This is a genomic window from Trichlorobacter ammonificans (assembly GCF_933509905.1).
In the GTDB taxonomy this organism is placed as follows: Bacteria; Desulfobacterota; Desulfuromonadia; order Geobacterales; family Pseudopelobacteraceae; genus Trichlorobacter; species Trichlorobacter ammonificans.
Window position 1 is genome coordinate 1,481,298 of the sequence record NZ_OW150024.1, and the last position, 24,376, is coordinate 1,505,673.

25 protein-coding genes and 1 tRNA gene are annotated in these 24,376 nt (G+C 55.7%); 13 read left to right on the plus strand and 13 right to left on the minus strand.

The annotated features are described in order from the left end of the window. Positions 1 to 162 precede the first annotated feature (162 nt). From RAK07_RS06785 to RAK07_RS06820, 8 genes are all read left to right on the plus strand, one after another. Entirely contained in the window at positions 163 to 1,314 is a 1,152-nt protein-coding gene (locus RAK07_RS06785) for an ATP-binding response regulator (RefSeq protein WP_305732077.1), read from the plus strand. Positions 1,315 to 1,464: 150 nt separating this feature from the next. Further along, complete coding sequence (locus RAK07_RS06790) at positions 1,465 to 1,935, plus strand: deoxycytidylate deaminase (RefSeq protein WP_305732078.1); 471 nt, start codon at positions 1,465 to 1,467, stop codon at positions 1,933 to 1,935. After that, positions 1,932 to 2,384, plus strand: coding sequence for a transcriptional regulator NrdR (gene nrdR, locus RAK07_RS06795; RefSeq protein WP_305732079.1), 453 nt, complete (start codon positions 1,932 to 1,934; stop codon positions 2,382 to 2,384). Before RAK07_RS06790 ends, nrdR begins: the two co-directional genes overlap by 4 nt. Positions 2,385 to 2,387: 3 nt before the next feature. Then, complete coding sequence (gene ribD / locus RAK07_RS06800) at positions 2,388 to 3,500, plus strand: bifunctional diaminohydroxyphosphoribosylaminopyrimidine deaminase/5-amino-6-(5-phosphoribosylamino)uracil reductase RibD (protein ID WP_305732080.1); 1,113 nt, start codon at positions 2,388 to 2,390, stop codon at positions 3,498 to 3,500. Next, positions 3,485 to 4,126: a riboflavin synthase gene (locus RAK07_RS06805; protein WP_305732081.1), complete on the plus strand. Its 642-nt coding sequence runs from the start codon at positions 3,485 to 3,487 to the stop codon at positions 4,124 to 4,126. The genes ribD and RAK07_RS06805 overlap by 16 nt, the downstream gene beginning before the upstream one ends. A gap of 32 nt (positions 4,127 to 4,158) precedes the next feature. Next, entirely contained in the window at positions 4,159 to 5,364 is a 1,206-nt protein-coding gene (locus tag RAK07_RS06810) for a bifunctional 3,4-dihydroxy-2-butanone-4-phosphate synthase/GTP cyclohydrolase II (RefSeq protein WP_305732082.1), read from the plus strand. Next, the gene (locus RAK07_RS06815; RefSeq protein ID WP_305732083.1) at positions 5,364 to 5,906 is read left to right on the plus strand and encodes an epoxyqueuosine reductase QueH; all 543 of its coding nucleotides are present in this window, start codon (positions 5,364 to 5,366) and stop codon (positions 5,904 to 5,906) included. The genes RAK07_RS06810 and RAK07_RS06815 overlap by 1 nt, the downstream gene beginning before the upstream one ends. Continuing rightward, complete coding sequence (locus tag RAK07_RS06820; RefSeq protein ID WP_305732084.1) at positions 5,903 to 6,115, plus strand: DUF2905 domain-containing protein; 213 nt, start codon at positions 5,903 to 5,905, stop codon at positions 6,113 to 6,115. The genes RAK07_RS06815 and RAK07_RS06820 overlap by 4 nt, the downstream gene beginning before the upstream one ends. An 89-nt stretch (positions 6,116 to 6,204) precedes the next feature. Here RAK07_RS06820 and fdxA read toward each other — a convergent pair whose 3' ends face one another. After that, positions 6,205 to 6,372, minus strand: coding sequence for a 4Fe-4S ferredoxin (gene fdxA, locus RAK07_RS06825; RefSeq protein WP_012469809.1), 168 nt, complete (start codon positions 6,370 to 6,372; stop codon positions 6,205 to 6,207). Positions 6,373 to 6,615: 243 nt separating this feature from the next. On the opposite strand from fdxA, the gene RAK07_RS06830 reads away from it, so the two are divergent. Beyond that, positions 6,616 to 7,881, plus strand: coding sequence for an acetate kinase (locus tag RAK07_RS06830; RefSeq protein WP_305732085.1), 1,266 nt, complete (start codon positions 6,616 to 6,618; stop codon positions 7,879 to 7,881). Between the two features lie 90 nt (positions 7,882 to 7,971). Here the strand turns inward: RAK07_RS06830 and RAK07_RS06835 are convergent, their stop codons facing one another. Continuing rightward, positions 7,972 to 8,784, minus strand: a complete 813-nt coding sequence (locus tag RAK07_RS06835; RefSeq protein WP_305732086.1) for a tetratricopeptide repeat protein — start codon at positions 8,782 to 8,784, stop codon at positions 7,972 to 7,974. 131 nt (positions 8,785 to 8,915) lie between these two features. On the opposite strand from RAK07_RS06835, the gene ptsP reads away from it, so the two are divergent. The 4 genes from ptsP (at position 8,916) to RAK07_RS06855 (ending at position 12,153) form a co-directional block, all read left to right on the plus strand. Next, positions 8,916 to 11,279 carry a phosphoenolpyruvate--protein phosphotransferase gene (gene ptsP / locus RAK07_RS06840; RefSeq protein WP_305732087.1) on the plus strand — a complete coding sequence of 788 codons (2,364 nt, stop codon included), beginning with the start codon at positions 8,916 to 8,918 and terminating at the stop codon, positions 11,277 to 11,279. 130 nt (positions 11,280 to 11,409) lie between these two features. After that, positions 11,410 to 11,691, plus strand: coding sequence for an integration host factor subunit alpha (locus RAK07_RS06845; RefSeq protein ID WP_305732088.1), 282 nt, complete (start codon positions 11,410 to 11,412; stop codon positions 11,689 to 11,691). A gap of 23 nt (positions 11,692 to 11,714) precedes the next feature. Beyond that, complete coding sequence (locus tag RAK07_RS06850) at positions 11,715 to 12,071, plus strand: MerR family transcriptional regulator (protein ID WP_305732089.1); 357 nt, start codon at positions 11,715 to 11,717, stop codon at positions 12,069 to 12,071. Positions 12,072 to 12,076: 5 nt separating this feature from the next. Continuing rightward, positions 12,077 to 12,153: transfer RNA gene (locus RAK07_RS06855), tRNA-Pro, on the plus strand. Between the two features lie 485 nt (positions 12,154 to 12,638). On the opposite strand, the gene RAK07_RS06860 is transcribed toward RAK07_RS06855, so the two are convergent. The 11 genes from RAK07_RS06860 to carB (RAK07_RS06910) all read right to left on the minus strand — a co-directional run bounded on the left by RAK07_RS06860 (position 12,639) and on the right by carB (RAK07_RS06910) (position 24,358). Continuing rightward, positions 12,639 to 13,178, minus strand: coding sequence for a hypothetical protein (locus RAK07_RS06860; RefSeq protein WP_305732090.1), 540 nt, complete (start codon positions 13,176 to 13,178; stop codon positions 12,639 to 12,641). Further along, a complete protein-coding gene (locus RAK07_RS06865) occupies positions 13,175 to 13,360 on the minus strand; it encodes a hypothetical protein (protein ID WP_305732091.1) in 186 nt (61 codons plus the stop codon). Before RAK07_RS06865 ends, RAK07_RS06860 begins: the two co-directional genes overlap by 4 nt. 13 nt (positions 13,361 to 13,373) lie before the next feature. Next, positions 13,374 to 13,766 carry a helix-turn-helix transcriptional regulator gene (locus RAK07_RS06870; RefSeq protein ID WP_305732092.1) on the minus strand — a complete coding sequence of 131 codons (393 nt, stop codon included), beginning with the start codon at positions 13,764 to 13,766 and terminating at the stop codon, positions 13,374 to 13,376. Between the two features lie 569 nt (positions 13,767 to 14,335). Then, on the minus strand, positions 14,336 to 14,875 hold the full coding sequence (locus tag RAK07_RS06875; protein WP_305732093.1) for a hypothetical protein: 540 nt from the start codon (positions 14,873 to 14,875) through the stop codon (positions 14,336 to 14,338). Further along, the gene (locus RAK07_RS06880; RefSeq protein ID WP_305732094.1) at positions 14,872 to 15,057 is read right to left on the minus strand and encodes a hypothetical protein; all 186 of its coding nucleotides are present in this window, start codon (positions 15,055 to 15,057) and stop codon (positions 14,872 to 14,874) included. Before RAK07_RS06880 ends, RAK07_RS06875 begins: the two co-directional genes overlap by 4 nt. 13 nt (positions 15,058 to 15,070) lie before the next feature. Then, positions 15,071 to 15,472: a helix-turn-helix transcriptional regulator gene (locus RAK07_RS06885; RefSeq protein ID WP_305732095.1), complete on the minus strand. Its 402-nt coding sequence runs from the start codon at positions 15,470 to 15,472 to the stop codon at positions 15,071 to 15,073. A 516-nt stretch (positions 15,473 to 15,988) separates the two neighbouring features. After that, the gene (locus RAK07_RS06890) at positions 15,989 to 16,897 is read right to left on the minus strand and encodes a selenium metabolism-associated LysR family transcriptional regulator (RefSeq protein WP_305732096.1); all 909 of its coding nucleotides are present in this window, start codon (positions 16,895 to 16,897) and stop codon (positions 15,989 to 15,991) included. A gap of 294 nt (positions 16,898 to 17,191) precedes the next feature. Continuing rightward, a complete protein-coding gene (locus RAK07_RS06895; protein ID WP_305732097.1) occupies positions 17,192 to 17,401 on the minus strand; it encodes a DUF1858 domain-containing protein in 210 nt (69 codons plus the stop codon). A gap of 9 nt (positions 17,402 to 17,410) precedes the next feature. Continuing rightward, positions 17,411 to 17,887, minus strand: coding sequence for a transcription elongation factor GreA (greA, locus tag RAK07_RS06900; protein ID WP_305732098.1), 477 nt, complete (start codon positions 17,885 to 17,887; stop codon positions 17,411 to 17,413). 3 nt (positions 17,888 to 17,890) lie between these two features. Continuing rightward, on the minus strand, positions 17,891 to 21,139 hold the full coding sequence (gene carB, locus RAK07_RS06905) for a carbamoyl-phosphate synthase large subunit (protein WP_305732099.1): 3,249 nt from the start codon (positions 21,137 to 21,139) through the stop codon (positions 17,891 to 17,893). Positions 21,140 to 21,157: 18 nt separating this feature from the next. After that, complete coding sequence (gene carB / locus RAK07_RS06910; RefSeq protein WP_305732100.1) at positions 21,158 to 24,358, minus strand: carbamoyl-phosphate synthase large subunit; 3,201 nt, start codon at positions 24,356 to 24,358, stop codon at positions 21,158 to 21,160. Between the last annotated feature and the right edge of the window lie 18 nt (positions 24,359 to 24,376).

Sequence of the window (24,376 nt, forward strand, 5' to 3'; positions counted from 1 at the left end):
ATTGAGCAGCATCTATTGAACTTTGTACTATACATGGAATATATGATACTGTCATCGAGATGTTGGAGAGCGCTTGAGGTGCCGTGCGAAAGTGTTTTATGCCGAGTCCGGCAGCAGGAAATGTTCAATGCTCGTGAGTAGACTGGAAGAGGGACTTTCTGCATGAGTTCAGCGGAACAGGACAAGCCGAAGGCGTTGATCGTTGATGATGATGCCATGGTATTGCAGATGGTTGCCGCCATTCTGGAGTTGCACGGCTTTGAAACATGGCGCTGCAGTGATGTCACAGCGGCCTGCACGCTGCTTGAACAGGTGGAGCCCGATGTGTTGCTGACCGACATTAGGATGCCCGGCAGAAGCGGCACCGACCTGCTTAAGTTCGTCCAGGAACAGGGGGGGACGTTCCCGGTCATCGTGATGACCGGCTATACTGATTTTGATACGGCAATTGATGCGGTCAAGGGAAATGCCTTCGATTTCATTAGGAAGCCGTTTGATCCGCAGTACCTGGTTCAGGCGGTGAAACGCGCCGTAGAGCACTACCGGCTGCTGGCGCTGGAACGGGAGTATCGCACTCGCCTGGAGCGGGAAGTACAGCAAAAAACCATGGAAATTCTGCAGGCATCAAGGCTGAAAAGCGAGTTTCTGCATAACATTTCCCATGAGATTCGCACTCCGGCCAACGGCATCGTGGGAATGCTTTCGCTGGCTCGTGAAACCGAAGGGAAGAGGGAGCGGGATGAATACCTGGGATACGCGGAATTTTCCGCCCGGCAACTGGTCAGGATTGTCGATGATCTGGTGACCTTTTCCGGTATTGTAACCGGCTCGCTAAAGCCATCCCTTGTTGCCGGCTCTGCCGACACGTTGATCAATCGCGCTCTGGACCGGGTAACCGGCGGCAGCGCCCGGCGCGACCTCGCTTTCGAGATAAAGATTGCTCCGGATATTCCCGAACGGTTGCTGCTTGAGACGACGCTGCTCGAAATGGCGTTGTTCCAACTTTTCGAAAACGAGATGAAGTTTGCAGTTGCCGGTAGCGTCAGCGTTCAGGTTGACTATGACACGACCGCTTCTTTGCTTGTCTTTGATATTCGGGACAGTGGTCCCGGTATTCCCGCGGAACGGCTCAAGCGGATTAAAGAGCCGTTCGTCCAGGGGGACGGCTCCCACACTCGTCCTCAGGGAGGGCTCGGTATCGGCCTCAGTATTGTGGCGCGAACCGCCTCCTGTCTGGGGGGCAGTTTTACTCTTGACAGTTCCCCGGAAGGTGGTTCCCGATTTGTGTTTTCCGTCCCTGCACAGCCGCTTTGAGCGTGCCGGTGCGGTATCCGGATTGACCTGATTCCACAGATAGGCTAGTTTGTCTGTCAACGCAGGTGCCGTATCTTACGCCCTCTCCCTGACCAAGGGCGGGGGAGTTTCTTTGTTGGTATCGCGCGCAGACACCGCACAGGAGCGACCATGTCCCGCCCATCCTGGGATCAGTACTTCATCGATATTACCCATCTCGTGGCAACCCGCTCTACCTGCCTGCGTCGCCAGGTTGGGGCGCTGCTGGTGAAAAACCGCAATATCCTGGCAACCGGGTACAATGGCACACCATCCGGTATCAGGCATTGCGAAGAGACCGGCTGTCTGCGGGAGCGGTTGCAGGTGCCCTCCGGGGAACGCCACGAGCTGTGCCGGGGACTGCATGCGGAACAGAATGCCATCATCCAGGCCGCTCGTCACGGTATCAATATAGACGGGTCGACACTGTACTGTACCACCATGCCCTGTATCATCTGCAGCAAGATGCTGATCAATGCCGGTATCCGCCGGATTGTTTATGAAGGGGGCTATGCCGACGAACTGGCTCGGGAAATGGTGGCCGAATCCGGTATCGAGTGTTGCCGGTTTCAGCGGGAGAGCGAGGAGGGAGTGGCCCCATGAAATGTCCTTTTTGTGCCCATGCCGACAGCAAGGTGGTGGACTCCCGGCCCGACAAGGGAGGAGCGGCCATCCGGCGGCGGCGGGAGTGTGAAGCCTGCCAGAAGCGGTTCACTACCTACGAGCGGGTAGAGGAGATGTTGCCGCTGGTCTGCAAAAAAGATGGCAGGCGGGAGCAGTATGACCGGATGAAGGTAGTTTCGGGAATCAAAAAGGCCTGCGAAAAGCGCCCTGTCTCCGTGGAATCCATTGAACGGATGGCAGACCGCCTTGAGTCGCGTCTGCAAGAAAGTAGTGAGCGGGAAATTCCTTCTTCGCTGATCGGCGAGTGGATCATGAAGGAGTTGCACGGCACGGATGAAGTCGCCTACGTCAGATTTGCTTCGGTGTATCGTTCGTTCAAGGATATCAGTGAGTTTATGGAAGAACTTCAAGAGTTGCTTAATAAATAACCCATGTCGAAACCTGCGCTCGACATACGGTATATGAAGCGGGCCCTGGCCCTGGCCCGTCGCGGCATCGGCAAAACATCGCCCAATCCTGCGGTGGGGTGTGTCATCGTCAAGAATGGAAGCGTGGTGGGGGAGGGGTGGCACCGTCGAGCCGGCACACCCCATGCCGAAATTCATGCGCTGGACATGGCTGGCGAGGCTGCACGCGGGGCGGATCTTTATGTGACGCTGGAGCCGTGCTGCCACCAGGGGGCCACACCACCGTGTACCGATGCCTTGATTGCCGCCGGTGTCCGTCGTGTCGTTGCGGGGATGGTTGATCCTAATCCGCTGGTGGCGGGCAAGGGGTTGGAAGAGCTGCGCGGTGCCGGTATTGTGGTGGAGAGCGGCCTCCTTGAGACGGACTGTCGGGAGCTGAATCCCGGATTCATCAAGTTTGTGACTACCGGGCTGCCCCATGTCATCTACAAGACCGCCATGACCCTTGACGGCGCCATTGCCACCATTACCGGTCATTCCCGCTGGGTAACGGGTGAAGAGGCCCGGGTGCAGGTACATCGTCTGCGTGCCCGTTGCGACGCGGTTATGGTGGGGGTCGATACGATCATTGTGGACAATCCCCAGTTGACAGTGCGTCATGTCAGGGGACGAGATCCGCTGCGGGTGGTCGTGGACACCCGCTTGAGAACACCGGAATCGGTAGCGGTGCTGAGCGGCCCCCAGGCGAAGAAAACCATCATCGCCACCTGCGAGACCAATCCGCGGGTACATCGCCGGTATCAGGTGCAGGGAGCAACCGTGCTGGTCTGCGAGGAACAGGGGGGCCGGGTGTCCATGCCGGACCTGCTGGGCAAGCTGGGAGAAATGGGGGTGCGGACCCTCCTGTTGGAAGGGGGTAGCCGCTTGGCCGGCGACATGGTTCAGGCCGGGTTGATCGACGAGTTCATGCTGTTCTATGCACCCAAGATCATCGGCAGTGACGGCTTTTCCGCCTTTGCCCTGCAGGGAATCACGACCATGGACCAGGCGATCAGGCTGCGCATTCTCGATGTGCGGATGTTCGGTCCCGACGTGCTGGTTCACGCTGTTCCGGAGGCGCCATGTTCACGGGGCTGATCGAGTGCGTGGGACGCCTGACCGGGATGCGGCGCAGCAGCGGGGCGGTACGTCTTGAGCTGACCGCGCCCCTGCCGTCCGGAGAAGTCACGGTTGGTGATTCCATTGCCGTCAACGGAGCCTGTCTGACGGTCACCTCAGCTTCCGACAGCCATTTCAGTTTTGATATCTCCCCGGAAACCGTTGACAGGACCACGTTTCGTGCTCTGGAACCGGGAAACCGACTCAACATTGAACGGGCACTCAGGTTGGGGGCGAGGCTGGACGGTCATTTGGTTACCGGTCATGTCGATTGTACCGGCCGCCTTGAGCGGAGCGAATCCAGGGGAAATGCCCGCATTCTCACCTTTTCGCTGCCGGCACAGCATGGGCGGCTGCTGGTGGACAAGGGATCTGTTGCCATTGACGGTATCAGTCTGACCGTGAACAGCGTCGAAGATGAACGCTTTTCCGTTGCCATCATCCCTCACACCCTTGAAAACACAACCCTTGCCTTTCTTGTTCCTGGGCAGGCGGTCAACATTGAGACGGATATCATCGGTAAATACATTGCCCGACTGGTTTCTTCCCGGCAACCGGACAAGGGATTGACCATGGAGACGCTGGTGCGGAACGGGTTTGTTTGAGCGTTAGGGAAACTTCAAGGAGCACGACCACAATGGGAGTATGTACGATAGAAGAGGCGATTGACGATATTCGCCAAGGCAAGATGATCATCCTGGTTGATGACGAAGACCGGGAGAATGAGGGCGACCTGACCATGGCCGCCGAGATGGTGACGCCGGAAGCAATCAACTTTATGGCCAAGTATGGGCGTGGACTGATCTGCTTGACGCTGACACCGGAAAAGTGCGATGCGCTGGGCCTGAAACCTATGGTACGGGATAACACATCTCCCTTTGAAACCGCTTTTACGGTTTCGATCGAAGCGCGACACGGTGTGACCACCGGTATTTCGGCAGCAGACCGTTCCCACACGATTGCGACCGCTGTTGCCCCTGCGGCATCGGCTGCCGACCTGGTAAGTCCCGGCCATATTTTTCCCCTGCGGGCCAAGGCTGGCGGGGTTCTGGTCCGAACAGGCCAGACCGAAGGTTCCGTCGACCTTGCACGGCTGGCCGGATTGACCCCTGCCGGCGTGATTTGCGAAATTATGAACGATGACGGTACCATGGCCCGTATGCCGGAACTGCGTGTCTTTGCCAAAGAACACGGCTTGAAAATCTGCACCATTGCCGACTTGGTGGCATACCGCCTGAAGCATGAGCGACTGGTGCGGGTGGTGGCCGATGCCAAGCTGCCGTCACGCTACGGTGGTGACTGGCGGGTGGTGGCCTTTGAGAACGAGTTGGATAAGCTGGACCATGTTGCTCTGGTCAAGGGTGATATGACCGGCGATACCCCTTTGCTGGTACGGGTCCACTCCGAGTGCCTGACCGGCGATGTGATGGGCTCTCTGCGCTGTGACTGCGGTGAGCAGTTGCACAAGGCTATGGAAGCCATTGATGCCGAGGGGCGCGGGGTCATCCTCTACATGCGCCAGGAGGGAAGAGGGATCGGCCTGATCAACAAACTTAAGGCTTACGAGCTGCAGGATCAGGGGTTTGATACGGTTGAGGCCAACCGCGAGCTGGGCTTCAAGGAGGATATGCGCGATTACGGTATTGGTGCCCAGATGCTGCTGGCACTCGGCATTCGCAAGATCAGGATATTGACCAACAACCCCCGCAAGCTGGTCGGGTTGCAAGGATACGGAATTGAAATTGTGGACCGGGTTCCCATTGAAGCCAATCCCACCTGCTCCAACCGTGGGTACCTGCGTACGAAGCGGGATAAACTGGGGCATCTGCTGGAAAAGGTCTGATGAAGGTTCTGTTGCATATCTGCTGTGGCCCCTGTGCCCTATTCCCGTTATCCGTGCTTCGCAAACAAGGAGTGCAGGTTACGGGCTGGTTCTTCAACCATAACATTCACCCTTATCAGGAGTATGCCAAGCGCCGGGACGCCGCCAGGCAGATGGCTGACCAGGCAAACCTTGAGCTGATTGTCGTGGATGAATACCGCCTTGAAGAGTTTCTGGCCAACGTGGCCGCTGATCCGGAAAACCGCTGCGGCTACTGTTACGCCTCCCGCCTGGATGCGGTTGCGTCAGCGGCCCGTTCAGAAGGTTTTGACGCCTTTACCTCATCGCTGTTTTACAGCCGCTACCAGAACCATGCTTTGATGCGCACTACGGCTGAGGAGGCAGCTGTCCGACACGGCGTTGCCTTTGCGTACCACGACTTCAGGCCCGGTTGGCAGGAGGGAATCCGTTGCTCCAAAGAGCTGGGGTTGTATCGGCAGCAGTACTGCGGCTGCATTTACAGTGAAAAGGAACGGTACCTCCCCAGAGAGGGGCGGCAATGAGTGGGGTAGGGAAGTCACTGATTATTCTGGGGGTGTTGCTGGTGGCCGCGGGTGTGGTGCTCAGTCTGGCGCCGCGTGTTCCCTGGTTGGGTAAGCTGCCGGGTGATATCCTGATAAAGCGGGAAAATGTAACTGTATACCTGCCCATTGCCACCAGTCTGCTGCTATCGCTGGTTCTTTCGCTGCTTTTTTGGTTTTTTCGCAAATAGCGCAACGGTTGCTCCTGGTAGCCGTACCGAATAAAAAAGCCCGCAATCGCTTTGATTGCGGGCTTTTAGTTCTGTTGGACGGCGTTCTATCAGGCGTGGATGGCGTTGACGGGGCAGGTGTCAACACATGCGCCGCAGTCGATACAGGTATCGGCGTCGATTACCCGCTTTGAACCTTGCTCGCTGATGGCGTTCACCGGACAGGAGTCCTCACAGGCAGCACAGTTTGTGCAATCGTCGGTAATGGTATGAGCCACGATATCACCTCCTTTGTAAATTAACTTCTCATAAAGAAGTACTATTTTTTAGCATAGCCCCATCTGGATGTCCAGAAAAAGTCATGCGTGAAATTGCCGCCTCAGTTGACAAAAAAGTTGAATTTCTGTCAGGTCACATGATATATCAAATGCGGTTTTATTTTGGTCTTGTTTATTTAAGTCTCGCTGACGTCTTTTTAGTTTTACTGATGATTTGAACTATCTATATGTGGAGGAACACACATGATCATTATGGCCCTGAATTGCGGCAGCTCATCGGTCAAATACCAGCTTTTCGACTGGGAAAAAAAGGAGGTGGTTGCCAAGGGAATGGTTGAACGGGTAATCGTGGGCGACTCCTATATTGTTCACGAAGTTCCCGGTCGTGAATCCTACCGACTGGAGCAGGACTGCTCGGATCACCGGGCGGCAATCGACTTGGTTATCAGGGTTGTTACGGATTCGGTCCACGGTGCGCTAAAAAGTGTTTCGGAAATTTCAGCCGTCGGTCACCGGGTCGTGCACGGTGGTGAGAAATTCACGTGTTCGGTACAGATTGATGATGAAGTTCTTAATGCCGTTAAGGAAGTGCAGCACCTGGCGCCGTTACATAACCCCCCCAACATCGACGGTATTGAGGCAGCCCGCCTGCTGATGCCCACGATTCCGCATGTAGCCATTTTTGATACGGCATTTCACCAGACCATGCCGGAACACGCCTATATGTATGCGGTGCCCTACGAGTGGTACGAACAACACGGTGTCCGCCGGTATGGTTTCCATGGCACTTCACACCTCTACGTTTCCAAGCGGGCTGCCATGCTGCTGGGCAAACCGGCCAGTCAGTGCAACATTGTGACTATGCACATAGGAAACGGCGTTTCTCACTGCGCCATCAAAAATGGTATTTCCGTGGATACCACCATGGGATTGACCCCTCTGGAGGGGGCGGTCATGGGAACCCGTTGCGGCGATATCGATCCTGCCATCCCGGCCTTCATGATGCAAAAGGACAACCTGTCGGCAAAGGAAATCGATAGTGTTCTGAACAAGAAGAGCGGGATTCTGGGAATAACCGGCAAATACACCGATCGCCGCGACGTTATCGAGCATGCCGAAAATGGTGACCATCGCTGTCAGCTGGCCCTGGAAATTGAAGCTTATCGACTGCGTAAATATATAGGTGCCTACATGGCTGCCATCGGCAGGCTTGACGCCGTTGTCTTTACTGCCGGTGTGGGCGAAATGGGGGCTCTGATCCGTGAGAAGGCGATTGAGAATCTTGAGCATATCGGTATTGTGCTTGATCGTGAGCGCAACCGCGGTGCCATGACCCGCAAGCGGGAGTCACTGATCACCAGCGATGATTCCCCGGTAAAGGTGTTCGTCATCCCCACCGACGAGGAACTGGTTTTTACCGAAGATGTGGTTGCAATTTTGAACGGTACCTACACCGATCACATGAATTTTGAATACTCCTTCGCCAAGCCCGATTTTGCAAGAACATAAGAAACCTCTGGTACAAAACAAAAAGGAACGCTCCCGCACAGGAGTGTTCCTTTTTGTTTTTCAGGACAAGCAGTACGCGAATGAAGAAAACTATGACGGCTTCTTTGTGTTCGTGCCACGGTCACTACCCGTGAGTTCCTCCTGTAATCCCTCGACAACGGCTTTGACCTCCGCCAGCATTTCCACTGCCTGGGGTGACGTTTCATGCCTGAGGTAAAGCCGATAGTATCTGAGAGCGTCTTCCATCCGCTCAAGATCCATGGCGATACCTCCGAGGGTGAGGTACGCCATGCTGAATCCGGGGTCAAGCTCTACGGCCTTTAGGCAGTGCTCTTCTGCCAGCTCAAACTCCTCAAGATCGTAATACAGGTCACCGAGGTTATGCCAGGCAGCAGGGTCTTCGGCGTCAAGCTCAAGGCATCTGGTGAACATATCCAGTGCTTTCTGGTGCTCATTCATACCAAACAGCAGATTCCCCAAGGCGTTGAGAGCGAAGCTGTTGTTCGGCTCGATGGACAGGGCTTTCTCAAAGGCAGCCGCAGCCTCGGCACACTGATCAAGCGCCTGGTGTATCAAGCCAATGCTGACCAAGGCATCGGCGTCGCCCGGATCAAGAACCAGCACCCGTTCATAGCAGGCGGCGGCTTCCTGATACCTGCCAGCCTCAAGCAACAAATCCCCCAGTGTTGTTTGGGCATCGACATCTTCAGGGGATTGGGTGAGTCCGGAACGATAGGAGTTGATAGCCTCGTCAAGGCGTTGCAGGTCTGCAAGGGCGTCACCGCGGTAAAACCATGCCAGGGCGTTGTCAGAAGTTTGCTGAACTATTTTTTCAAAAAATGCCAAAGCCTTTTCAGGTTGTCCTGACTCCAGCAATTCGACTCCGTGTGTCAGTTCAGTCATAAAATGTCCTTTCAGCATCTGTGTATCACAGCAGCCCCGGAACTGTCATCCAACAAAACGAACTTGAGTGTATTGCAAATGTCAAGCTTTGTTTTATACTGCAAAACAAATTTGCGAGTCACGGGGTAGCCATGCAGCAGTATTACGAGCAACAACACTCAATTGGCCTCAGAACCCTCGAAGATATCAGCAGTATCATTCTACACTCCCACGATCTTCAGGAGACGTTGAGCAACATTGTCACCATTGTTGCCAAACGAATGCGAACCGATGTCTGTTCTATCTACCTTCTTGAGGAGGATGGGGAGACACTTATACTGAAGGCTACCAAGGGACTTTCCCAGACAGCGGTCGGCAGGGTGTCGATGAAGACATCGGAGGGGCTCACCGGCCTAGTCGTGGAGAATCGCGACGTGGTGATGACCGACAATGCCCCTACCCATCCTCGTTACAAATACTTCAAGGCATCAAAGGAAGAGCGCTACCTTTCTTTCTTGGGACTGCCTCTTTTTGAGCGAAAAACTCCCATAGGCGTGATTGTGGTTCAGACTGTCGAGGCGCGGCGATTCAGTGATGATGAAATCAGCGTCCTGCGGACCATCACTTTTCAGATCAGCAGTATTGTCATGAATGCCAAGTTGCTCGACTCCGTGCAGACCAAAGAACAGGAGCGGGCCTACTACGAGCAGGAATTGGCAAGACTGCGTACGGGGCGTATAACCGGCAGTGACAGCGTCAATGAAGAGGGGAGGGTGGGTGCTGCTGCTTCGACTTCCCTTGGGGGGACAGCGGCTTCTCCTGGGTTTTGTCGGGGCAAGGTCTACATTCTTGATCGCTTCAGTCATAAGGTCATCAAGGCCGCCAAGGTAGGCAGCAAGGCCGAGGAGCTGCACAAGTTACAGCTTGCATTGGAAAAGGTTGTTATTCAAACTATTTATATGGAAAAACGGGTTAGCGAGCTTCTTTCTGAAAGTGACGCCTCAATTTTTCATACCCACCTCATGATTCTTGAAGATCGTGGATTTACTTCAAAAATCAACGACCTGATAGAGCAGGGAGCTGGTGCCTCTTGGGCCGTTCATGAAGTAGTACAGGGGTATATCGAAGCATTTGCCGCAATGGAAGATCCGTATTTGCGGGAGCGCTCTGCCGATATGGAGGATATCGGCCGCCGAATCATCGATGCCCTGGAGGGTAATGATGCCGCCACAATCACCTTAAAGGAAAAACGTGTAATCATTGCCGAGGATATTTTCCCTTCCGATATGGCAACACTTGAACATGATAAGGTTCTTGGCATTGTAACCGAGAAAGGCAATAGCTACTCCCATGCTGCCATCATGGCAAAATCGCTTGGTATTCCTGCAGTTGTCGGGGTTCGGGGGCTACTTGACGCCGCAAACGTGAAAGATCAGGTGATTGTTGACGGTACCGTAGGGCAGGTCTATCTGAATCCGGAGCTAAGAGTTTGCAGTGAATATCAGCGCCTTGAAAAGGATTACGCTTCCAAGATGAAAGAGCTGGAGCACCTGCGGGATTTGCCGGCAGTTACCACTGACGGGACCAGAATATCACTACGGGCCAATATCGGGCTGGTATCAGACATCAAGATTGCGACAGCAAACGGTGCTGAAGGTGTGGGGCTATACCGTACCGAATTTCCCTACATGGCACGTACCTCTTTCCCCAACCGTCACGAACAGGCCCAATTGTATCAAAAAATCCTTGAAGGTTTTCCCGATCAACCGGTCAATATCCGTACGCTTGATATCGGCGGCGACAAGGGGTTGCCGTACTTCGAGCACCCCCATGAAGACAATCCTTTTCTAGGATGGAGGTCCATCAGATTCTCCTTGGACGAACAGCACATATTCCGGGAACAGCTAGCGGGAATTCTGCTGGCAGCACCGGCTGGTTGTGCGACAATCATGTTTCCGCTGATCTCCTGCCCCGATGAAATACGTCGGATTAAGTCCATCATGCATGCTGTGGTTGCTGAGCTTCAGGCGGACGGCCTTACCGTATGCGGTGACCTTCCTCTGGGTATCATGGTGGAACTACCGGCAGCGGTCCAGATTATCGATCTGCTTGCCCCGGAGGTGGATTATCTGAGTATCGGCACAAATGATCTTATTCAGTATACATTGGCTGCAGACCGTAATAACCCTAAGGTAAAAGAATATTATGATCCTTACCACCCGGCAGTGCTGCATTCAATAAAGCGTGTGGCTGACGAAGGCAGGCGTTTGGGCAGAAGGGTATCAATTTGCGGAGAAATGGCTGCTGATCCGTTGAACACGCTACTTCTGATTGGTATGGGAATACGGGAGTTTAGTCTTTCCGCACCGGGTATTCCGCTGGTAAAAAAGGCCATCCGTCAGCACTCTCTTCGCCAGTGTCAGGCGTTTGCCCGGAAAGTGTTGTCCTATAACAGCGTTGGTGCAATCAAGGCCTATATTCAAAAGAAAAGAGAGCTGTTTGAGCGCATGCGGTGAGCTGCAAGTGCTGCATGGCCTCTTCAGCCTCATTAAAAAAGTGTTGCGGGCATTGGGGCCCTGTGCTATAAGACCTATCTCTTAAGCAGGTGGAAGGCCACGTAATTTGTCAGGTCAGTGTGGGGAATTTATGACGAAAGCTGATATTGTGGAGCGGGTTCATCAAAGGATTGGACTCTCCAAAAAAGAGTCTGCCGAAATGGTGGAAATGGTCTTCGGTATTATAAAAAATACGCTGGAGTCTGGTGACAAGATCAAGATTGCTGGCTTTGGCAATTTTGTCGTCAAACAGAAGGCTGATCGTCGTGGACGCAATCCCCAGACGGGTGAGGCAATAACCATTAATGCCCGCCGCATCCTGACATTTAAGCCTAGTCAGGTTTTGAAAAGCGCAATCAACAACGAAGCTTAAATTTTTACCATCAGGATAGGTCCATGCATCCTGATCTAAGTAATAAAGTCTATTACAAAATTGGAGAAGTTGCCCGTATTGCCGACTTAAAAACTTCGGTAATAAGATATTGGGAAACAGAATTTTCCTTCCTGCAGCCAGAAAAGAGTTCATCTGGGCAGCGCCTGTATACCAAGCACGAAATTGAGCTGCTTTTGCAGGTTAGACAACTACTGTATGAAGAGAAGTACACAATTGAAGGGGTCAGAAAGAAGCTTGCATCCCCTCAAAAGACACCCGCAGCAGTTTTGAAGCCGAAAGCTGAAGATAGTTCTAATAAATTAAGTAAGATTGTTGAAGAAATCAGGCAGGATCTTCTTGCTATTAAAGCAATGCTATAGTTTTACGGTGCGTAGCGCAGCCTGGTAGCGCACTAGACTGGGGGTCTAGTGGTCGCTGGTTCGAATCCAGTCGCACCGACCAAAAAAACAGGGGGTTAGCCATATAGGCTGACCCCCTGTTTGCGTTTGGGGTTATTTATTTCTGGATTTTTGTAATATGTGCCCCCGTGTTACTGGACGGGGGCTGATGAAGCTGTGACGACGCCTGACGGCGAACGGCTGTTGAGGTGCTGCCGGAGGGGTGTGGTTGCTATGAGGTGCGAATAGCCATGCCGAAGCAACGGACCATGACGGCGCGGCAGCTTGGTACTGATCTGCACCAGCGGTTGTCAAAGTCAAAGGCGCAACGGTCGCGTTGCTCCCTCTGTGCCGGGGGACGATCGTCCCGGCACACTGCCTTATGCCGGACCTTCCGGCGGCTGTTTGCCGCTCGGATTGTCCGACAAAAATCGGACATAAGCTATATACCAGTCGAGTATTCCTTGTCATAACGCACACTTGCCCCAGGTCGGCCGTTACCGTGTCAAGCCGACATCATAGACACTTTGGCGGACAGAAGTCCACCGATCAGCAGGGGGCGTTCTCCTCCTTTGGCGTGGATTTCCTCCGGAACGTCCGCAAACGTCCGGCCGAGCGTACTACCTCTGCAACAGTGTTGTAGCAGGCCCAGGGGTGGCCCCGGTCCTTCAGCTTCCGATTCGTCAGCTTGATCGCGTCATTGGTTGACGCCCCTTGCTTTACCAGTTCGTCAAAGGTTTCAACGATAAGCCGCTGATTGTCCGAGTGGAATTTCTCCCGCTTGGCGATCTCGTTCAGGTCATGGACCTTGATCCGGGCAGAGACAGACCGGCGCTTATGCTCGATGAACCGGAACAGCTCCGCCTGACTCGTCAGCATGGCGGCAAAGCCCCGTACCATTGCCTCCGGCATGGCGACCGAGAAGACCGCGATACCGTCACGGATGCTGGTCACCTGGAAGTCAATCAGGCAATCCGGGTGCAACGGGTTGAACACCCCTGCCAAGTCTTGCAGCAACACCCCGTATTCGACAGGGGAGGGGCTGAACCTGGACAGGGAGGCAGTCGGGCTGTGGCAGGCTCCCGTCATAGACGGTCACCTGCCACAGCTTCAAGCTTGCGACGCTGGCGAAGGAAGCCGAGCATGACGGAGCGGACTACCTCCGAGACATGGAAGCGTTCGCCAACGGCGATTTCTTCGAGTTCACTGTACTGGTCATCGGTAAACCGCACCGTAACCCGGCGCGAAAGGTGATTCCTGAATCTGGCCATCTGTGCGCTCCTCTCACGGGTTTTTCGCAAGATCCCTCAACCATGCCTCAACCGTTTCCCGGTGATACCGCACAGCGCCCCCCAGTTCGACCCGACCTGGAAGCGTCCCGTTTCGTTCCATGCGGTTGATGGTCGAACGGGAAAGATTCAGCAGGCCGCAGAGGTCGCTGACCGTCAGGAGCAGGCTATTGCCCGTGGCCGGCTTCTTTGCCTTAGACGTGGCCCCCCGTCGAGGGGCAGGCTGTGGTTCTGGCTGCATCCGTACCATGGGGACAACCTCCGGGGCCGGGGCCGGTTGCATGAACCCTTGAAGAGCCTTCTCCCTGATCGACTCGATCCGCTTGTCGGCCATCAGTTCGGCCGGGGTACGGTAAGTGCGTTTGCTTGGTTTCTTCTTACGTGACATGGTTAGACCTCGCATCAGTTAGTTGCTGAATTATCCTTGTTGTGTCTGGTTGTGTCAATTTGTTTCGCTTGTCGCTGATTGTGTCTGTGTGTGTCAAAACGAACCACGACAAAAATCGATTTAGCCGATAAGTGGTTGATTTTAGATAGTGGTTGTATTTGGTGCCCCCGTGTTACTGGACGGGGGCTGATGAAGCTGTGACGACGCCTGACGGCGAACGGCTGTTGAGGTGCTGCCGGAGGGGTGTGGTTGCTATGAGGTGCGAATAGCCATGCCGAAGCAACGGACCATGACGGCGCGGCAGCTTGGTACTGATCTGCACCAGCGGTTGTCAAAGTCAAAGGCGCAACGGTCGCGTTGCTCCCTCTGTGCCGGGGGACGATCGTCCCGGCACACTGCCTTATGCCGGACCTTCCGGCGGCTGTTTGCCGCTCGGATTGTCCGACAAAAATCGGACATAAGCTATATGATATCCGTTTTTCTCTATTCATAATGCGCACTTACCCCAAACCGGCCGTCACCACTTTAAGCCGACATCATAGACACTTTGGCGGACAGAAGTCCACCGATCAGCGAGGGGCGTTTTCCTCCTTTGGCGTGGATTTTCTCCGGAACGTCCGGAAACGTCCGGCCGATCGCACTACTTCGGCAACGGTGTTGTAGCAGGCCCAAGGGTGGCCCCGGTCCTTCAGCTTCCGATTCGTCAGCTTGATTGCGTCGTTGACTGACGCTCCTTGCTTCACCAGCTCATCAAAGGTTTCAACGATAAGCCGCTGATTATCCGAGTGGAATTTCTCCCGCTTGGCAATCTCGTTCAGGTCATGGACCTTGATCCGGGCGGAGACTGACCGGCGCTTATGCTCGATGAACCGGAACAGTTCTGCCTGACTTGTCAGCATGGCGGCAAAGCCCCGCACCATCGCCTCAGGCATGGCGACCGAGAAGACCGCGACACCGTCCCGGATGCTTGTCACCTGAAAATCAATCAGGCAATCCGGATGCAACGGGTTGAACACTCCCGCCAGGTCTTGCAGCAATACCCCGTATTCGACAGGGGAGGGGCTGAACCTGGACAGGGAGGCAGTCGGGCTGTGACAGGCTCCCGTCATAGCCGGTCACCTGCCACAGCTTCAAGCTTGCGACGCTGACGGAGAAAGCCGAGCATGACGGAGCGGACCACCTCCGAGACGTGGAAGCGTTCGCCAACAGCGATTTCTTCGAGTTCCCTGTACTGATCGTCGGTAAACCGCACCGTAACCCGGCGCGAAAGGTGATTTTGGAATCTGGCCATCTGTGGGCTCCTCTCACGGGTTTTTTGCAATTCCCCTCAACCATGCCTCGACCGTTTCCCGGTGATACCTCACAGCGCCACCTAGTTCGACCCGACCGGGGAGCGTCCCGTTTCGTTCCATGCGGTTGATCGTCGAGCGGGAAAGGTTGAGCAGGCCGCAGAGGTCATTCACCGTCAGGAGCAGGCTACTACCCTGGGCCGGCTTCTTTGCCTTAGGCGTGGCCCCCCGTCGAGGGGCAGGCTGTGGTTCCGGCTGCACCTGCACCATGGGGATAACCTCCGGGGCCGGTTCCATCGGCAGAGCGTCATGGAATTCTTGACGGACCTTTTCCATCATCGTCTCAATCCGCTTCTCCGCCATCAGTTCGGCCGGGGTACGGTAGGGGCGCTTGGCTGGTTTCTTCTTACGTGACATGGTTAGACCTCGCGTCAAATAGTTTCTGAATTATCCTTGTTGTGTCTACCTGTGTCAATTTGTTTGTATTGTCGCTGTTTGTGTCTGTGAGTGTCAGGATGTAGCGAGATAGCAAGCACTTGCTACCTTGCAACAGGCTGTTATCACTGGCTGTTTTCTGGATTTCTAGTATTTTCTGCCCCCGTGTTACAAGTCGGGGGCAGTTGCTGTTGAAGGTGTGACTGCGCCTGACGGCGAAAGGCGGTTGAGGGGCTACCGGAGGGGTTTTGCTGCTGTGAGGTGCGAGCAGCCATGCCGAGGCAACGGACCATGACGGCGCGGCAGCTTGGAACTGATCTGCACCAGCGGTCGTCAAAGTCAAAGGCGCAACGGTCGCGTTGCTCCCTCTGTGCCGGGGGACGATCGTCCCGGCACACTGCCTTATGCCGGACCATCCGGCGGCTGTTTGCCGCTCGGATTGTCCGACAAAAATCGGACATAAGCTATATTATGTTAAGTTGTTCGGGGGGGGCGGAGTTAGGGTGTGAGCCTTAAGGCAAGTACGTCTTGAATAGCCTGAACAAAGGCTAATGCTGCCGGGGACAAATTGTGGCCCTCCCGGCTTGCCAGATAAAACGAGCGTTCTATCTGTATGCCATCCAAAGTATATTCAATTAACTGCCTGCTGCTCAACTCATGGGAAACGACCAGAGAAGAAATAAAGGCGCAACCTGCGCCCCCAAGCACTGCGCGTCGTATGGCTTCTTCACTTCCGAGTTGCGCAACAATCAAAAAATCAGTTAGAGACAGTCCTGCTTTTCGGAGGCTTTTTTCAACTGCCTGACGTGTACCGGAGCCAGGCTCACGCACAATCAGTGGGATATTTTTTCTGTCGGCTCTGTTATTAAGGATGGCAGATGTGAATTCACGGTTGGCGGGTGCTACCAGAAGAATTTGTTCATCAAAGAGCTTTTCAAATACGACATGGTCTTCATCAAATTTACCGCCGGTAAGTGCCAGCTCGACCTCGTCATCTATCAGTGATCTGATGGTTTGGTGACTGTCATTCTGCTGCAGCTCAAGGAGAACCCCGGGATAGCGGGCAATGAATTTCCCCAGCAGTTCCGGTATTATGCTGATTGCCAAGGTGGAGCTGGCTCCGACCCGCAATACAGCCTCGTCCAGTCCAGCAAAACGCTTCATGGCTGTTTGCGCCTTGTCGCAGGTGCGCCAGATTCGGCGGGCTTGTTCCAGAAACAGCCGTCCCCCTTCAGTCAGGGATATGTTTGTAGTATTTCTGTTGAACAGCATGACCCCCAGCTCTTCTTCAAGTGCACGGATATGCTGACTGACGGTGGACTGGGCGAGGCTTACCGCCTCACCGCCGCGTGAAAAACTACGGGTTGCAGCGACAGCAAGAAATACTTCAATCTGCTTCAAGGTCATAAACATGCTCCATCGGTTTATGCGATCATACAATGATTGTGGTAGTAGATTAATTGTTTGTGCATAGCACTCTTTCATATTGGCATCAAAGGATAAAATAGCATGGGGGAACTGCAGACTGATAATGCATTGATGGTGGATGACAGTGTGGCCCTATCCCGAGCTGTTAGTTACTGGACACTAGCCCTCCCCTGCTGCCGCTCTCGCAAAGGCTGCAAAAAAAGGACGTCCCCGGTAAGGACGTCCTTTGTGCTTGTTGCTGCGTGATAAGAGAATTCAAGGTGTAAACGCCACCTACTTAATTGCCGCGTTAAGGGCAGCGAGTAACTCCTCCGGGTCAATGCCATGATTGATGGCACCGAGATCTATCGGCTCATTCTGTGCTCCCAGGCAGGCTGCACAGGCAAGATTGTATTTTTTTAAAACCTTTGCTGTTTCTGGATAGGTCTGCAGCATCTGGAGGAAGGTCATATCCTTTGTGATTTGGGGAGCGACGTTGCTCATAAGGAACTCCTACTCGTACTTGATATCGATAATTTCGTATTCCTTGGTGCCCGACGGGACCTTGACCGTTACCGAGTCGTCCAATTTGTGCCCGATCAGCGCCTTACCTACCGGTGAAGTACAGGATATCTTACCCTGCTTAATATCCGCTTCATCCTCGCCCACAATCTTGTACGTGATTTCTTCCTCAGAGTTGGTGTCATAGAGTGTCACAGTGGCACCGAAGACGACCTTGTCCGGCGTCAGTCCGGTCAGATCAACCACATGAGCGCGGGCCAGCTTGCTGTTCAACTCTTGTATCCTGCCCTCAATAAAGGCTTGGCGATTCTTTGCAGCATCATATTCGGCGTTTTCGGACAGGTCACCATGGCTGCGCGCCTCGGCGATATCCTGGATCACCTTGGGGCGTTCCTCGCGAATCAGGCGCTTTAATTCCTCCTGTAATGCCTCGTAGCTCTCTTTGGTTAGTGGAATATTGTTGGACATCGCTTACTTCTGCTCCTGATCAAGATAATCTTGCAGCGGCTTAACCCGCAGTTCCTGCTCTTTCAAGTTGATAATGGCGTCGGTTGCTGCAATTGCACCGGCTGTCGTGGTGTAGTAGGCAACCCCCTGCATCAGTGCTTCACGCCGAATGGAGAACGAGTCGGCAACAGCCTGAGCACCTTGGGTCGTGTTGATCACCAGCTGCACATCGCCGTTTTTCAGAGCATCAACGATATGGGGGCGCCCTTCCTTGACTTTGTTGACGCGCCGTACCGGAATGCCCTTCTCCTCCAGAAACGAGGCGGTTCCCGCCGTTGCCAGCAGACCGAAACCAGCCTTATACAGCTTTTCAGCAGCATTTACAATAAGTTTCTTGTCTTCATCCCGCACACTTATAAAGACGCTGCCGGAAAGCGGGAGCTTGACGTTTGCCCCCATTTGAGACTTGGCGAACGCTTCGGCAAAGCTATCGCCGATCCCCATAACCTCGCCGGTGGATTTCATCTCTGGACCAAGCAAGGTATCCACACCGGGGAACTTAACAAAGGGGAAGACCGCTTCCTTCACTGAATAGTAGGAGGGTACGATATCGCCGGAGACATGCAGTTCTGCGAGGCTTTTGCCCGCCATGACCCGGGCGGCTATTTTCGCCAGGGGACGTCCGGTGGCCTTGGAAACGAACGGCGCCGTACGGGAAGCCCTCGGGTTTACTTCCAGTACGTAGATGGTGTCGTTCTTTACCGCATACTGGACGTTCATCAAGCCCCTGACATCCAACTCCAGTGCCATGATCTCGGTCTGGCGACGGATTTCGTCGATAATCCTCTGGGGCAGTGAGTACGGTGGCAACGAGCAGGCCGAGTCGCCGGAATGGATGCCGGCTTCCTCGATATGCTCCATGATACCGCCGATCACCACGCAGGTGCCGTCGCAGAGGGCATCAACGTCGACCTCGATAGCTGCATCCAAAAATTTATCGATCAGGATCGGGTGCTCAGGCGACGCCTGCACCGCAGTCGTCATGTAACGTCGCAAATTCTCCACGTCATAGACGATCTCCATGGCCCGTCCTCCCAGTACATAGGAGGGACGCACGACCACCGGATAGCCGATCCTGTTGGCCACCTCTTGCGCCTCGTCGCAGGAGCGGGCCGTACCGTTGGCCGGTTGCAGCAGCTTCAATTTGTGCAGCATTTCCTGGAACCGCTCACGGTCTTCCGCCCGGTCAATAGCATCGGGAGTGGTGCCGATGATCGGAACTCCGGCCTTTTCCAGGGCTACCGCCAGTTTCAGCGGTGTCTGACCGCCGAACTGAACAATGACGCCGCAGGGGGTTTCCTTGGCAACAATTTCCAGCACATCTTCCAGCGTCAGCGGCTCAAAGTAGAGCCGATCCGAGGTGTCGTAGTCAGTGGAAACCGTCTCCGGGTTGCAGTTGACCATGATGGTCTCGTAGCCGTCCTCGGCCAGCGCAAAGACGCCGTGCACACAGCAGTAGTCGAACTCGATCCCCTGCCCGATCCGGTTGGGGCCGCCACCCAGGATGATTATCTTCCTGCGGTCGGTTACTTCGGCTTCGCACTCCTCTTCGTACGTGGAATAGAGGTATGGTGTGTAGGCGACGAATTCGGCGGCGCAGGTATCCACTCGTTTGTAGACCGGACGAACCCCCAGCTTCCAGCGCAGCTCCCGTACCGTATCCTCACCAGTCTTCCAGAGCGTGGCCAGCATCCGGTCCGAAAAACCGTACTGTTTTGCCTCAAAAAGCTGATCACGGGTAATCGTGGCAGGGAGCAGAGCCTTCAGCTCTTCCTCCTTCTCGATGATCTGACGGAGGTTATTGACGAACCAGGGATCAAACCCGGTCTGGCGGTAGATATCTTCCACGGTCATGCCGCTGCGCAGAGCATCACCCAGGTACCAGATCCGCTCGGCGTTGGGGGTCCGCAGCTTTTCCAGAAGCAGTTGTTGCTCTCTGGTCGAAAGCGCCCGCCGGGTCTCGGTGGACAGATCGAACAACTTGGAATCCAATCCGCAGACTCCGATTTCCAGGGAGCGCAACGCCTTTTGAAACGACTCCTTGAAGGTGCGGCCAATGGACATCACCTCCCCCACCGACTTCATCTGGGTGGTCAGTACGGCATCAGCCGCCGGGAACTTCTCGAAGGTGAAACGGGGAATCTTGGTGACCACATAGTCGATAGTCGGCTCAAAACATGCCGGTGTTTCGCGGGTAATGTCGTTGGTGATCTCGTCCAGGGTATAGCCCACGGCCAGCTTGGCCGCTATTTTGGCTATGGGAAAGCCGGTGGCCTTGGAGGCCAGGGCTGACGAACGGGACACCCGCGGGTTCATCTCGATCACCACCAGGCGGCCGTCCTTGGGGTTGACGCCGAACTGGATGTTGGAGCCACCGGTGTCCACGCCGATCTCGCGGATGATCTTGAGGGAGGCATCCCGCAGCAGTTGATACTCCTTGTCGGTCAAGGTCTGGGCCGGGGCCACGGTGATGGAATCGCCGGTATGGACCCCCATCGGGTCAAAGTTTTCAATGGAGCAGATGATCACGACGTTGTCGGCGGTGTCCCGCATCACCTCCAGCTCATACTCCTTCCAGCCGATGATCGACTCATCAACCAGAATCTCGTCGGTGGGGGACGCCTCGATGCCGGCCATGGCCATTCGTTCATACTCTTCCATGTTATAGGCGATACCGCCACCGGTTCCTCCCAAGGTGAAGGAGGGACGGATGATGGCGGGAAACCCGACTTTCTTGATTACCTCCATCGCCTCCTGGCGATTATGCGCCAGTCCGGAGCGGGGCATCTCAAGCCCGATCTTTTCCATGGCCTGCTTGAACAGAGTGCGGTCTTCGGCCTTTTTGATGGCCGGCAGCTTGGCGCCGATCAGCTCCACCCCGAATCTGTCCAGTACCCCCATCTCCGCCACGGCCACTGCCGTGTTGAGCGCGGTCTGCCCCCCTAGCGTCGGCAGCACGGCATCGGGACGCTCCTTCTCGATGATCTTCGCCAATACCTCCGGTGTCACCGGCTCGATGTAGGTGCGGTCGGCAAAGTCGGGATCGGTCATGATGGTAGCCGGGTTGCTGTTCAGCAGCACCACCTCGAACCCTTCCTCCTTCAGCGCCTTGCAGGCCTGGGTGCCGGAGTAGTCGAACTCGCAGGCCTGGCCGATGACGATCGGCCCGGCTCCGATGATCAGAATCTTTGTGATGTCGGTTCTTTTCGGCATGTAGGTTGAGCTCCTTTTCTACACTAACAATGCGTGGTACTCCTGCAGGCTGCGGATCGCCTCCTGACCATGCTTGCGGGCTGCGATCCCCTCGGCAGCGGCAACGGCGGCCGCCATGGTGGTGATGTATGGAATCTTGTGCTTGATGGCGGCCTTGCGAATGTACGAATCGTCATGGATACTGCTCTTGCCCGATGGGGTATTGATCACCAGCTGGACCTCTTTATTGGTAATGACGTCAGCCAGGTTGGGGCGTCCTTCGTACAGTTTCGGCACCTGTTTGGCTGCAATGCCGTGCTTTTCCAGATAGGCAGCCGTACCCTGGGTGGCCAGCAGCGAGAAGCCCAGCTCAACGAAGCGTTGCGCCACTGCCGACAGGTGTCCGCGATCCCGCTCGGCCACAGTGATCAGCACCGCCCCTTCCAACGGCAGCAGGCCGCCGGTGGCTTCCTGGGACTTGTAGAAGGCCATGCCGTAGCTCCGCGCCATCCCCAGCACCTCGCCGGTGGAACGCATCTCCGGGCCCAGCACCGGGTCCACTTCGGGGAACATGTTGAACGGGAAAACCGCCTCCTTGACCCCGAAGTGCGGCAACTGCTTACGTGCCAGCCCCAGCTCTTTCAGCTTGGCCCCCAGCATCACCTGCACCGCGATGCGCGGCATCGGGATGTTGCAGACCTTGGAGACCAGCGGCACGGTGCGACTGGCCCGGGGGTTGGCCTCCAGGATGTAGACCTTGTCATCGGCGATGGCGTATTGGATGTTCATCAGCCCCACCACTCCCATCTCCACGGCAATGCGGCGGGTATACTCGTCAATGGTGGCGATATGCCTGGCCGGGATATTGACCGGCGGAATCACGCAGGCCGAGTCGCCGGAGTGGACCCCGGCCATCTCGATATGTTCCATCACCGCCGGTACGAAGGCGTCAACCCCGTCGCTGATGGCGTCGGCCTCGGCCTCGATGGCGTTCTCAAGGAAACGGTCGATCAGGATCGGCCGCTCCGGGGTGACATCCACCGCCTTGGCCAGATACTCCCGCAGCATCTCCTCGTCGTAGACCACCTCCATGGCCCGGCCGCCCAGCACGTACGAGGGGCGGACGATGATCGGATAACCGATCCGCTCGGCAATCACGATGGCGTCTTCCAGCTTGCTGGCCATGCCCGATTCGGGCTGCGGGATGCCAAGTTTACGCATCATGGCGTTGAACTGCTCACGGTCCTCGGCCAGATCGATGGTATCGGGCTGGGTGCCGATGATCCTGACGCCTGCCTCCTGCAGCTGACGGGCGATATTGAGCGGCGTCTGGCCGCCGAACTGCACCAGCACCCCTTCCGGCTGCTCCTTGGCGTAGATCGACAGCACATCCTCCACGGTCAAAGGTTCGAAGTAGAGTTTGTCCGAGGTGTCGTAGTCCGTGGAAACCGTCTCCGGGTTGCAGTTGACCATGATGGTCTCATAGCCGGCATCCTTGAGGGCAAAGGCGGTGTGCACGCAGCAGTAGTCGAACTCAATCCCCTGGCCAATCCGGTTGGGGCCGCCACCCAGCACCATGATCTTCTTGCGCGCCGAAACCGCCACGCTGTCCGGTGCGTTGTAGGTAGAGAAATAGTAGGCCGCATCCTCCACACCGCTGACCGGCACCGGTTCCCACGACTCCAGTATATCGAGCGTGAGACGCCGCTCTCGGATCTGTTCTTCAGGAACGTGGAGGAGCTGGGCCAGGTAGCGATCCGAGAATCCGTCCTGCTTGGCCTGTATCAGCAATTCGTTCGGCAGCTGGCCCCATTTGTGGGCAAGAATCTTTTCCTCAAGTTCCACCAGCTCCTTCATCTGCTCCAGGAACCAGACCTTGATATGGGTGCGCTGGTGGAGCTGCTCAATACCGGCCCCCTTGCGCAGCGCCTCGTACAGGATGAACTGTCGCTCGCTGGTGGCCTCGGCCAGCAGCTCCAGCAGCTCGGGCAGGCTGCGCTTGTTGAAATCCTTGGCAAAACCCAGGCCGTAACGACCGTTCTCCAGGGAGCGGATCGCCTTTTGCAGCGCCTCCTTGTAGTTTTTACCGATGCTCATCACTTCGCCCACGGCCCGCATCTGGGTGCCCAGCTTGTCCTCCACCCCCTTGAACTTCTCGAAGGCCCAGCGGGCAAACTTGACCACCACGTAGTCGCCGGAGGGGGTGTATTTTTCCAAGGAACCGTCACGCCAGTAGGGAATCTCGTCCAGGGTCATGCCGGCGGCCAGCATGGCTGAAACCAGGGCGATCGGGAAGCCGGTAGCCTTGGAGGCCAGAGCCGAGGAACGGGAGGTGCGGGGATTGATCTCGATCACCACCACCCGGCCGGTTGTGGGGTCGTGGGCGAACTGCACGTTGGTGCCGCCGATCACCTCGATGGCATCAACGATCTTGTAAGCGTCGCGTTGCAGGCGATCCTGCAGTTCTTGACTGATGGTCAGCATCGGGGCGGTGCAGAAAGAATCGCCGGTATGCACCCCCACGGCGTCCACGTTCTCGATGAAGCAGACCGTGATCTTCTGGTTCTTGGCATCCCGCACCACTTCCAGCTCCAGCTCTTCCCAGCCCAGGATCGACTCCTCCACCAGCACCTGCCTGATCGGACTGACCGACAGGCCACGGTTGACGATGGTCTCGAACTCTTCCATGTTGTAGGCAAATCCGCCGCCGGTGCCCCCCATGGTGTAGGCCGGTCGGATCACCACCGGGAAACCGATGGTTTCCAGCACCGCCTTGGCCTCATCCAGGGAGTGGGCAATATCGCTGCGGGCCATCTCGATGCCCAGTGCGTCCATGGTCTGCTTGAAAGTCTCGCGGTCCTCACCGCGCTTGATGGCATCCAGGTTAACGCCGATCACCTTGACTCCATATTTCTCCAACACGCCGGCCTCGGCCAGGGCGCTGGAGAGGTTCAGACCGGTCTGTCCCCCCAGGTTGGGCAGCAAGGCATCGGGCCGCTCCTTGGCGATGATCTCGGTCAGAGTCGGCACGTTCAGCGGCTCGATGTAGGTCACGTCAGCCATGCCGGGATCGGTCATGATGGTGGCCGGGTTGGAGTTGACCAGCACAATTTTATAGCCAAGGGCCCGCAGGGCCTTGCAGGCCTGGGTGCCGGAATAGTCAAACTCGCAGGCCTGGCCGATGATGATCGGACCGGAACCAATGATCAGGATTTTGTGGATGTCGGTTCGTTTGGGCATAGCAGGCAACACTCCTTT

Bases quoted from the DNA above. Each gene is read 5' to 3' on its own strand.
- carB (WP_305732100.1), bottom strand. From the start codon at position 24,358: ATGCCCAAACGAACCGACATCCACAAAATCCTGATCATTGGTTCCGGT.
- RAK07_RS06880 (WP_305732094.1), bottom strand. From the start codon at position 15,057: ATGGCCAGATTCCAAAATCACCTTTCGCGCCGGGTTACGGTGCGGTTT.
- RAK07_RS06815 (WP_305732083.1), top strand. From the start codon at position 5,364: ATGAAGGTTCTGTTGCATATCTGCTGTGGCCCCTGTGCCCTATTCCCG.
- RAK07_RS06850 (WP_305732089.1), top strand. From the start codon at position 11,715: ATGCATCCTGATCTAAGTAATAAAGTCTATTACAAAATTGGAGAAGTT.
- RAK07_RS06885 (WP_305732095.1), bottom strand. From the start codon at position 15,472: ATGTCACGTAAGAAGAAACCAGCCAAGCGCCCCTACCGTACCCCGGCC.
- ptsP (WP_305732087.1), top strand. From the start codon at position 8,916: ATGCAGCAGTATTACGAGCAACAACACTCAATTGGCCTCAGAACCCTC.
- RAK07_RS06865 (WP_305732091.1), bottom strand. From the start codon at position 13,360: ATGGCCAGATTCAGGAATCACCTTTCGCGCCGGGTTACGGTGCGGTTT.
- RAK07_RS06875 (WP_305732093.1), bottom strand. From the start codon at position 14,875: ATGACGGGAGCCTGTCACAGCCCGACTGCCTCCCTGTCCAGGTTCAGC.
- greA (WP_305732098.1), bottom strand. From the start codon at position 17,887: ATGTCCAACAATATTCCACTAACCAAAGAGAGCTACGAGGCATTACAG.
- RAK07_RS06890 (WP_305732096.1), bottom strand. From the start codon at position 16,897: ATGACCTTGAAGCAGATTGAAGTATTTCTTGCTGTCGCTGCAACCCGT.
- RAK07_RS06835 (WP_305732086.1), bottom strand. From the start codon at position 8,784: ATGACTGAACTGACACACGGAGTCGAATTGCTGGAGTCAGGACAACCT.
- RAK07_RS06820 (WP_305732084.1), top strand. From the start codon at position 5,903: ATGAGTGGGGTAGGGAAGTCACTGATTATTCTGGGGGTGTTGCTGGTG.
- RAK07_RS06785 (WP_305732077.1), top strand. From the start codon at position 163: ATGAGTTCAGCGGAACAGGACAAGCCGAAGGCGTTGATCGTTGATGAT.
- carB (WP_305732099.1), bottom strand. From the start codon at position 21,139: ATGCCGAAAAGAACCGACATCACAAAGATTCTGATCATCGGAGCCGGG.
- RAK07_RS06845 (WP_305732088.1), top strand. From the start codon at position 11,410: ATGACGAAAGCTGATATTGTGGAGCGGGTTCATCAAAGGATTGGACTC.
- nrdR (WP_305732079.1), top strand. From the start codon at position 1,932: ATGAAATGTCCTTTTTGTGCCCATGCCGACAGCAAGGTGGTGGACTCC.
- RAK07_RS06810 (WP_305732082.1), top strand. From the start codon at position 4,159: ATGGGAGTATGTACGATAGAAGAGGCGATTGACGATATTCGCCAAGGC.
- RAK07_RS06805 (WP_305732081.1), top strand. From the start codon at position 3,485: ATGTTCACGGGGCTGATCGAGTGCGTGGGACGCCTGACCGGGATGCGG.
- RAK07_RS06830 (WP_305732085.1), top strand. From the start codon at position 6,616: ATGATCATTATGGCCCTGAATTGCGGCAGCTCATCGGTCAAATACCAG.
- RAK07_RS06870 (WP_305732092.1), bottom strand. From the start codon at position 13,766: ATGTCACGTAAGAAGAAACCAAGCAAACGCACTTACCGTACCCCGGCC.
- RAK07_RS06860 (WP_305732090.1), bottom strand. From the start codon at position 13,178: ATGACGGGAGCCTGCCACAGCCCGACTGCCTCCCTGTCCAGGTTCAGC.
- ribD (WP_305732080.1), top strand. From the start codon at position 2,388: ATGTCGAAACCTGCGCTCGACATACGGTATATGAAGCGGGCCCTGGCC.
- RAK07_RS06790 (WP_305732078.1), top strand. From the start codon at position 1,465: ATGTCCCGCCCATCCTGGGATCAGTACTTCATCGATATTACCCATCTC.
- RAK07_RS06895 (WP_305732097.1), bottom strand. From the start codon at position 17,401: ATGAGCAACGTCGCTCCCCAAATCACAAAGGATATGACCTTCCTCCAG.